The sequence below is a fragment of the Streptodolium elevatio genome (assembly GCF_040649515.1).
In the GTDB taxonomy this organism is placed as follows: Bacteria; Actinomycetota; Actinomycetes; order Streptomycetales; family Streptomycetaceae; genus Yinghuangia; species Yinghuangia elevatio.
The window spans coordinates 36,423-45,898 of record NZ_JBEZFP010000071.1 but is presented as its reverse complement, the minus strand read 5'-3'; the positions used below and the strand labels follow the sequence as shown (position 1 = coordinate 45,898).

Genomic DNA, 9,476 nt, shown 5'->3' with positions numbered 1-9,476 from the left:
CCGGGCGGTAGCCCGGCGGGAGCGGCTGCGCGGCATACTGCTGCGGCGGCTGCGGGGCCGCGGCGTACTGGCCGCTCTGCTGTCCGGTGATCGGTGTGAACGGCAGCGGCGCGGGCGGGGCCGGCGCCGGGGAGTAGCCGGGCGACGTGTAGCCGGCGTTGGCGTACGGCGAACTGCCGTACGAATTACCGGAATACGTGGCGGCAGGCGCCGCGGGGGCGGCGTACGACGGGCTCGAATACGACGAACCGCCGTACGACGAACCGGAGTACGACGAGGGCAGCGCGGGCAAGGCCGGCAGGGCCGGGCGCTCGCCGAAGCGCGAGTAGTGCCCGAGCCCCGTGAAGTCCGGCGCGGGCACGTGCATGGGGCCGATCTCCGGGCGGCCCCGCTCGGCCACCAGACGGTCGTAGATCGGGGTCTCCGAATACGGCGAATAGATGCCGCCGTCAAAGGCTCGAGCCGAGGTCATGGGCGATAAGGTACGCGATCCGGAGCCGTTGCGAACCCCCTTCGAGCTGTCGAATTTCCGAGGTACGCGCTGGTTTTACGCCAAGGACCCGAAGTACCCCCCTCCCATGCAACGTGCACGTAACCAACGGTGGTCGGCATGGACCGATAACATCCGATTGGGCCATTGGCGTACAGATGTACGACGAAGTGTGGCCATCGTGCCTTCCGCAGAGCATGATGGCTGCTTGCGGCCTGCGGGCCCACCGCACTTGTGTGCACCCGCACTTGTGTCCACTTGTAACGCATGACCCACCCGACGGGGGAGGGACCACGTGCGACGCGAACGAAGCGAACCGACCGGCAACGGCCGCGGGCACCGCGACGGTGCCGTGACCGGGCGGCGGCCTCGGCCGGATGCCCCCGGCGCCCCGGATGCCGCGGGCGCCTGGGAACCCGCCGACGACGCCGGCATCGACGCGGGCCTGCCGCCCGACGGACCGCCCGACCCGCCGCCACCCGACGACGTGCTCCTCGACCGCATCCAGGGCGGCTGGCTGGGGCGTTGCGCGGGCGCGCACATGATGGCCCATCCGGGCGAAGTGCTGGACCGCTGCGACGCCGTCGACCGCGCGGTGTTGACGCTGCGGTTGCTGGAGACGTACGGTCCGGGCTTCACCCACGAGCAGATGGCGTCCCTATGGCTGCTGACCCTGCCCTTCCTGCGGCCCGGCGGCGCCGAACGGGCCGCGTACCGCATGCTCGTCGACGGCGTGACCGTGCCCGGGCACGTCGGCACCGTGCGCAGGCCCGAGCCCACGCAGGAGGGCGACGGCGCCCTGCCCCGGGCCGACCTGTACGGATACATCGCCCCCGGCGATCCCCGGCGCGCCGCCCGGCTCGCCCGCAAGGACGCGCAACTCTCGCACGTCGGAAGCGGGCTGTACGGCGCCATGTGGGTCGCCGCCCTCTCGTCGGCGGCCTTCACCGCACGCGACGCCACGGAGGCCGTCGCTGTTTCCCTGCGGCACATCCCGCCCAGGTCGCGCCTGTGCGACGCGCTGTGCGAGGTGCTGGTCGCGCACGCGCGCGGACGCAGCTGGCCGGACGTCGCCGACGACATCCACCGCGCCCACGCGCACTACGGGCCGCAGCACACCGTGGGCAACGCGTGTCTGATCGCCGCCGGTCTGCTCTGGGGTGACGGGGACTGGACGCAGACGGTGTCGCTCACCGTGCGCGGCGGCTGGGACACCGAACTCGACGCGACGGTCGCGGGTTCGGTCGCCGGCGTGCTCGTGGGCACCGAGGGCATCCCCGCGGAGTGGCGGCACGCGGCGGTGGACCGGGTCCGGACCGCGGTGCCGGACGCGGGCGAATGCCGCATCACCGATCTTGCGGGAAGGACTTACGCACTGACCCGCACCAGCACTCCGTGACCACCCCGGCGACCGCCCTCGTGACCATCTCCGCGATCGCCCCGTGACGTGAACTCCTTTTCGGGCGGCGGCCGCCCGAAAAGGAGTCCCCGAGAAGAACGCGGCGGAAATTCCACGAGCTATTCGGACGCTTGTCCGACGCATTGTCCGGGCCTTGTGCGGCCCTTGCCCGGCCCTTGCCCGGCCCTTGCGCGACGCCTTGTGCGTCGGCTTACCGAACGCCGTGTCCGGTCCCTTGTCGGACCACTTGTCCGGTCACTTGCCGGGAGCCTTGTCCGGCACGTTCGCATTCCGTGCGGGTGTGCGCGGGCCAAACCCCCGCGCACACCCGCACGACGCGTTCAGAGCCGCGCGGAGTGCGCCTGGATGCGGGTCACCGCGTCCGCGACGCGCAGGATCGTGGCTTCGTCCATATGCGACCACAACGGCACCGTCAGCACCCGCTCGGCCATTTCCTCGGTCACCGGAAGCCGCCACGACCCGGGCGGCGACGCGTACGCCTTCTGCAGGTGCACCGCGGGGTGGAAGTACCGCCGGGAATCGATTCCCTCGGCCTTCAGTGCCGCCGCCAACGCCGGTACGTCGCAGCCGAATTCGGCCGGATCGACGATGAGCGTCAGATCCTTCCACGTCGACGTGTCGCCGTCCGCGAGCGCGGGCAGCCGTACGCCGGGCAGCCCCTCGATACGCGCCGCGAACGCGGCCGCCAACGCCCCTCGGTGGGCCACGCGTTCGGGCAGCGTGCGCAGCGACACCAGCGCGAGCGCGGCGTGCAGCTCCGACATCCGCGCGTTCAGCCCCGGGAAGAGGCAGTCGTAGTCGCCGGGGTTGCCGTACCCCCGGCCGAGCCGGATCCGCTCGGCCAGCGACGCGTCGCGCGTCGCGACGAGACCGCCCTCCGCCGCGGCGAGGACCTTGGTGGGGCTCAGGCTGAACACCTCGGCCGCCCCGAACCCGCCGATCGGGGTACCGGCGCGGCGGCTGCCGAACGCGTGCGCCGCGTCGTACAGCAGCGGTACGCCCCACTCCGCGGCGACCTTGTCCAACTCCTCGACGTGGCACGGAGTCCCGTACACGTGCGTGGCCATCAGCGCCTTGACAGTGGGCGGAGACCCTTCCGCCGCATCGATCACGCTTGCCAGGAGCGCCGGATCCAGCGTCAGCGTCTCGCGGTCCACTTCGGCGAAGTCCGGTAGCCCGCCCGCCCAGTGGGCCGCGTGCGCGGTGGCCGAGAACGTGAAGCTCGGCATCGCGACCCGATGGCCCGCGACGTCGAACGCCTGGAGCACCAGCATCAGGCCGCTCGTGCAACTCGCCACCGCGACCACATGCGGCACCTCCAGGAACTCCGCCGCGGCCTCCTCCAGTTCGCGGACGGTGTCGCCGTTCGTCAGCTGCCCGCTCGTGAGGATCGCGTCGAACCGGCGGTCCAACTCCGCACGGTCCGGGACCTGTACGCGCGTCAGCGGCAGCCCCTCCGGAAACGCTGGCGACCCCCCGAGCACCGCCGGGAGCGCCACATCCGACGCACCGCCCTGCTCACCCATCGTCACCGCCATTGCGGATCCCCCCTCCCTGCGGCCGGGATCCCCGTCCCAGCCTGATCGGACGTGCCTGAAACCCCCGGATCCGGCATCCCGGACGACCCCGTTCCCGCCGTACTGCCGCTGAACGAGGCGCCGTTCGTGGCACTCGCGCCGACCGGGACACCCGCCCCGGCAGCCGCCGCACCCGCGGCACCCGCCGCACTCCCCGGCACGCCCCCGCCCGCGGCCCGCAGCTTGGCCGGAACTCTGCGGCGCCGGACCCCCACCCCGTCCGGCGCCTCGGGTTTGGGTATCGCGAGCAGGATGAGCACGAACGGGAAGACCTGCACGCGCTCACGCGTGAGGATGCCGAAGTTCTTGATGTTGGCGAACGCCATCGCGAACACCAGCACGTACACCAGCGCGAAGGCCAGGTACGGGCGTCTGATCAGCAGCGCCGGAAGGCGTCGCAACCGGGCCAGCGACGTGATGAACAACGCCAGCAGCAACACGCCTTCGAGCGACGCCAACAGCGCCTGCATGTTGTGGACTTCGAACGGGAACGGCCGGAACAGCACGGTCATCAGCGACTGCGGCAGATGCGACGGCGAGATGACGCTCGTCTGCTCGGCCGTCGTCTGCGCCGAACCGCCTTGCGAGGTCAGCGTCTGCGTGCGGTTGACGACTTCCGTGGCCGACCCCGCGCTCAGGTCCGCGGTCCCGAAGAACTTGCCGACCTGCTTCAGTGCGATCACCGCGCCGGCTCCCAGCACGACGGCGCCGATGCCGGCCCGTATCGGCCCGAGCGCCGACACCTGCTGCGGTCTGCTGCGCAGCAGGTAACCGACGATGAGCCCGCACATCACCAGCACGGTGACGTGCGGCCGGACCATCGTCGTGCCCAGCATGCCGAGCAGCAGGAACAGGTACGCCCCGCGCCGGCGCACCAGCAGCAGCGCGCACCCGTACGCGCACATGCCGAGGGTGAACAGCATCCACGTGTCCTTGCCGATGCCCGACGGCCAGAAAAGCAGCGACGGCAGGAAGAACACGAGCTTGGAATACCGCTTCCGGTCCCCGTCGGGATAGGCGATCGTGAACGCCCGCCAGCACAGGTACAGGCCCCAGAAGCCCAGCCACGAGTACACGAGATATCCGGACAGGATCGACTGCCCGACGAACGCGTACACGATGCCGGTGAGGATCATGATGAAGCCGGTGCCGATGACCTTGCGCCCGATGTCGACGGTGAAGTCGCCGTCCCGGAAGAAGACCGCCAGATGGCGGCCTTCGAGGTCGTACATCGCGGCGTCGGCATTGCCGCCGTACAAGTGGAACGACATCCAGTACCGCGCGAAACAGGCCACCAGTTTGGCGACCAGCGCCCACACCACGATCTTCTGGAACCACGGCTCGTCGTCCCGGGTCAGCCGCTCCAGGATCGGGATGCTGAGCGTGAGCAGCAGCGGGAAGACGATGAGCGCCCCCCACATGTCGTACGCCCGGTTCTCCATCGACCACGCGAACACGGCCACGTAGAACCCGACCACCCCGGTCGCGGCGACGCCGCCCCACGGTATCCGCGGGCGGCGGAACCGCGGCAGCGCGGTGCCGCTCAAAAGACCTCCAGGTCACCCAGGGCCAGATGCCAGGAGTTCAGGGTGTGCGGGTCCAGGCCGTAGGGGAGCGGCCGCAACGGGCGCGCGACCATGAGCATGCCGGTGCGCGGCGGCGTCGCGTAGCCCGCGTACCGCGCCGCCCGCGACGCGTCCGAACCGGGCGTCAGGTGCGTCGCCACGTGGTCGCACCCGGACAGGCCCGCCGCGGACAGCAGCCGTCGCGCGGTCATCCGGTCGCCCGGCCTGATCAGCAGCTGCGACAGCGTGAACTCGGCCAGCGGTCCGCGCATGCGCGGGCGGCCGAACGCGACCCCGTCCAGCACGCCCTGCCGGTACGCGGCGATCACCCGGTAGTCCAGGCCCGGCGCGTCGCCGTACCGCCAGCGCAGGTACGCCTCCGTCGGCCGGGTGCGCAGCCGGTCCGGGTACAGCGCCGCGTCCGCCGAGTCCGCGTCGCCGATCAGCTCCTCCAGCCCGTTGCACGCGGCCGGGTCGGAGAAGAACTGGTGGGCGGTCGGGAAGCGGCAGCGGATGGTCGAGGCGTCCACCGTCGCCCTGGGCAGTTCGGAGACGTCGGGCAGGTTCGTCGCCCGCGAGCCGGTCCCGGACGCGTACGAGCTGCTCACCGCGCCGGGGCCGGGCCGCGTCCGGCCGAAGTCGGCCGTCGACCCGGACACCTTGGCCTCCGCCGCCTCGCCGGACCGCAGTTCGCGCAATCCCTTGGCGAAGGCCAGGGGCCGGATCGGGTGCAGCGCGATCGGCACCTTGCCCACCTCGCGCCAGCCCATCTTGAGGTAGCCGGGCAGGCTGTTGGCGTTCGGCGTGTTGAACACCAGGTCGGTGTCGTCCGCGAGCCGGTCCAGCAGCTCCCGCGTCATCCGGGTGAACAGGCCGCGGCCCTGCATCTCGGGGTGCGTCGCGGTGTCCACGGCCCGCACCGCGCGCACCGGTTCGCCCTGGTGCACGAACTCCCAGCGCAGGAACAACCGCACGGCCGCGATCCCGCCCTCCGGCGTCTCTGCGACCAGTCCGGGGCTGGCGCCGAACGGATTGTCGTGGTGCTTCCAGTCGAAGAACTCCTGTGTGCGTTCACCGGTCGGCCCGCCCCCCGCGAGCGCGGCGGCCAGCAGTTCGAGCACCTGCGGCTCGTCGTCCTTCGCCAACTCCCGGACCAGGACATCCTCTTGGGATCGGTCGGTCATCGTCTCAGCACCTCCCGGTACACGTCCTCGATCCGTGCCTGCGCGCCCGCCACGTCGAACGACTCCGACCGCAGGCGCGCGGCCTTGCCCCACGCGCGCCGCCGTGCTGGATCCGCCGCCGCCTCCGCGAGCGCCGCCGCCAATGCGGCCGGATCCCCCGAGGGTACGACGCGTCCCTCGACTCCGTCCGTCACGATCTCGGGCATGCCCCCGACATCGGTGACGACAACCGGCAAACCGGTCGCCATCGCCTCCATGAGCGCGACCGGAAGTCCCTCCTGCCGCGACCCGAGCGCGAACACGTCGAACGCGGGCAGCAGTTCGGGGACGTCGCCGCGCGAACCGGTGAAGACCACCGAGCCGGCCAGGTCGGGACGGGACGCCCGCTCACGCAACTGCGGCTCCAGCGGGCCCAGGCCGATCAGCACGAGGCGTGCGGCCGGCTCGCCGCGCCGCAGCAGCGCGTGCGCCTCCAGCAGGCCCATGTGGTCCTTCTTGGGCGTGAAGTTCGCGACCACGCCGTAGGTGAACGCGTCGGGGTCCAGGTCGAGCAGGCGCCGCGCCCGCTCGCGGCCGCCCGCGCCCTGGAGCACGCCGCCCAGATCGGGACCGTGGTAGACGACGCGCAGCGGCTCGACACCCGGACGCGTACGCGGCAGGCGTTCCGGGGCGATCGTCCCGGCGACCGCCCTCGACACCGCTATCACCGCCGAATTCCTGCGGTAGGTCCACGAGTTCGCGAGGCGCGTCGGGGTCCGGTAGCGGTGCCACAGGTTGTGCTCGGTGTGCACCAGCGCGACGCCGCGGTGCAGCAGCAGGCGCGCCGCGACCGCGGGGACGGGCATGTGCGTGTGCACCAGGTCGTACCCGCGCGCGGCGACCAGGCGCCGCAGGCGCAGCGGCCAGGTGCGGTCGGCCCGCGCCGCGCCGCCGCCGGCCGCCGGGCCGGGGTCCGCGCGGTCGCCGTCCGCTCCGGGGCGCTCGCCGAGGCAGTGCACGCGCACCCCGGCGTCGCGGAGTGCCGGGACGAGGGCGTCCTTCCACGGCAGGACGTACGCGACCTCGACGTCGAAACGCTCCCGGTCCACATGCCGGGCGCAGTTGACCAGCAGTTGTTCGGCGCCGCCGCGGCCCAGGCCCTTGGTCAGCCACAGCACGCGCGTCCGGGCGGCGGACCCGGGCGGCGCGCCGGTCACGGCAGGTCCTCCGTGCCGGACCGTCCGCCGCGGCCCGGACGGCCGCCGGGACGGCCGAACTGGCCCAGGTCGTTCGGGTCGTCGTCCAGGAACCCGCCGCCGCCGTAGCCGCCCTGCCCGCCGTCGAACCGGTCGTCGAACCGGTCGTCGAGGTCCGCGGGGTAGGAAGTCGCCCGCGGCTCGCCCGGTCGCACGCTTATCGTGCGCAACTCGGCGGTGTGCACGAACGAGTCGGGGTCGGGTTCGCGGGTGGTGGGCGGCCGGGGCGCCTCCGGGTCCGGGCCGTCGCCGTCGGTCCCGCCGCCGGGGCGTACGGCCACGGCCGCACTGCCGTCGCCGATCTCGGTGCGCCGCGCCCAACTCGGCGCCGAGCGCTCGCCGTCCTCGGCCAGCTCCGCCGCGTTGGAGCGGCCGCGCAGGATGAGGCCGGAGCCCGGGACGCTGATCGACGACAGGCCGCGCCCGCGCATCCCGACGCTGGACGGGTCGGTGCCGACCAGCGCGATTCCCGCCACCGGAACACCCGTGCGGGTCAGCAGCTCGGAGACACGCGATGCCTGATCGGGCGTCAGGTTGCCGCTGCGGGTGACCACGAGCATCGCGTCGGAGTGCTGGATCAGGTCGTTCGTGTCGTTCGCGAACAGCAGCGGCGCGCTGTCCAGCAGTACGACGTCCGCGTGGTGCCGCGCCCGGGCGATGACCTCGCCGACCCGCAGCAGCAGTGCGGCCGGGTAACTGGTCGGCGCGCCGCCGGTGATCACCCGCACGTGCGGGATCTCGGTGGCGCGTATGACGTGCGCGAGATCCGTCTCGCGGTCCGACAGCAGCAGTTCGGACAGCCCCGTGCCGGTCTTCGCACCGAGGTACAGGTGCGTCTCCGGGTTGCGGAAGTCGCAGTCCAGCACGAGCACGGAGCGGCCGGCCTCGGCGAGTGCCGCGGCGAGGTTGGCGACGGTGCTGGTCCGGCCGTCCCCGGGCTTGGGGGAGACCACCAGGATGACCGGCGCCGGGTCGGTGAACTGGCGTACCGGGAGCGAGGAAGCGCGGCCGGTGCGCGGCGGCGTCTCGCCGAGCCGGAACGCGAGCCCGGGCGGACCGGACAACAGCAGCGCGGACCGCAGGGAGCGGTACGCCTCCGAGACCGGACTGCCGGGGCGCGCCGCCACCAGCACGGCATGCCCGGCGCGCATGCGCCGGGACGCGCGCGGCACCTCGGCGATGACCGGCATGCCGAACGCGTCCTCGACCTGGAGGCGGGACCGCAGCCGCATGTCCATGCGGTCGACCATGAGCGCCGCGACCAGGCCGAGCGCCAGGCCCAACAGCCCGGCCAGCCCGAGCCGCAGCGGACGGGAGGTCGGGGCGAGGATGCTGGTCGCCGCGTCCGCCGAACTGCGCATGTTGTCCTGCACGAGGACTTTGGGGTCGTTGAACGGCTGCGAGTACTTCTCGAACTCCGCCGACAACTTCTTGTACGAGTCCTGCTTGGTGCCCAGGTCGGCCTGCTGGATACTCGTCGCCCGCTGAGCGGCGGGAAGGGCCTCGACTTCCTTCTGCAGCCGCGTGATCTCGCCACGCAGCTTGTCGAGTTCGGGGCGGACGCTTTCGGCGGTGGCTTGGAACTTCGCGCGCTGCTTCGTCGCGAAGATCTCCACCGTCGTGGTGGCCCAGGTACGGGCCAGCAGTTCCGAGTCCTCCTTGCTCGCGCCCTTGACGGTCACCCAGAAGGCGCCCGCCTCGCCGTCGACCCCACTGGTCACCCGTGCCGCGATGAGCGCCGGATCCTTGTTGATCTTGGCGGCCACGGCCTTCGCGACGTCGCCGCCGTCGGAGACGAACTTGACCTCGATGAGCTGGAATTCCTTGTCGGTCTCCGGCGAGCGCACGACGGAGATCGTGCTCTCCCAGTCGTCACCCAACGCCTTGGGGTCCTCCGGGGTGAGCATGAATCCGGCGACCAACCCCACCGCCAGGCACGCCAGCACCAGCTTCCAGCGGCGCTGCAAGACGGAGAAGTAACTAGAGGTCTCCACCGGTCCCCCTC

General features: G+C 72.0%; 7 protein-coding genes. 1 reads left to right on the top strand and 6 read right to left on the bottom strand.

Features of this window, described 5'->3' with window-relative positions:
• Positions 1–472 (bottom strand): DUF6643 family protein (locus AB0C36_RS25150; RefSeq protein WP_358357719.1); only part of this gene is annotated, 472 nt, incomplete at its 3' end.
• A 313-nt stretch (positions 473–785) separates the two neighbouring features.
• Between AB0C36_RS25150 and AB0C36_RS25145 the strand changes: the two genes are divergently transcribed.
• Positions 786–1,889, top strand: coding sequence for an ADP-ribosylglycohydrolase family protein (locus AB0C36_RS25145; RefSeq protein ID WP_358357716.1), 1,104 nt, complete (start codon positions 786–788; stop codon positions 1,887–1,889).
• Between the two features lie 341 nt (positions 1,890–2,230).
• Here the strand turns inward: AB0C36_RS25145 and AB0C36_RS25140 are convergent, their stop codons facing one another.
• Genes AB0C36_RS25140 through AB0C36_RS25120 form a run of 5 tightly spaced genes read right to left on the bottom strand, consistent with a single transcriptional unit; the run spans position 2,231 to position 9,465 of the window.
• Complete coding sequence (locus AB0C36_RS25140) at positions 2,231–3,448, bottom strand: DegT/DnrJ/EryC1/StrS family aminotransferase (protein ID WP_358357715.1); 1,218 nt, start codon at positions 3,446–3,448, stop codon at positions 2,231–2,233.
• Complete coding sequence (locus AB0C36_RS25135; RefSeq protein ID WP_358357712.1) at positions 3,439–5,034, bottom strand: hypothetical protein; 1,596 nt, start codon at positions 5,032–5,034, stop codon at positions 3,439–3,441. The genes AB0C36_RS25140 and AB0C36_RS25135 overlap by 10 nt, the downstream gene beginning before the upstream one ends.
• Positions 5,031–6,236, bottom strand: coding sequence for a GNAT family N-acetyltransferase (locus tag AB0C36_RS25130; RefSeq protein WP_358357710.1), 1,206 nt, complete (start codon positions 6,234–6,236; stop codon positions 5,031–5,033). The genes AB0C36_RS25135 and AB0C36_RS25130 overlap by 4 nt, the downstream gene beginning before the upstream one ends.
• On the bottom strand, positions 6,233–7,432 hold the full coding sequence (locus AB0C36_RS25125) for a glycosyltransferase (protein WP_358357708.1): 1,200 nt from the start codon (positions 7,430–7,432) through the stop codon (positions 6,233–6,235). The genes AB0C36_RS25130 and AB0C36_RS25125 overlap by 4 nt, the downstream gene beginning before the upstream one ends.
• Positions 7,429–9,465: an AAA family ATPase gene (locus AB0C36_RS25120; protein WP_358357706.1), complete on the bottom strand. Its 2,037-nt coding sequence runs from the start codon at positions 9,463–9,465 to the stop codon at positions 7,429–7,431. Before AB0C36_RS25120 ends, AB0C36_RS25125 begins: the two co-directional genes overlap by 4 nt.
• Positions 9,466–9,476: the final 11 nt, after the last annotated feature.

Coding starts and splice junctions, on each gene's coding strand:
- AB0C36_RS25140 (WP_358357715.1), bottom strand. CDS start 3,448: ATGGCGGTGACGATGGGTGAGCAGGGCGGTGCGTCGGATGTGGCGCTC.
- AB0C36_RS25130 (WP_358357710.1), bottom strand. CDS start 6,236: ATGACCGACCGATCCCAAGAGGATGTCCTGGTCCGGGAGTTGGCGAAG.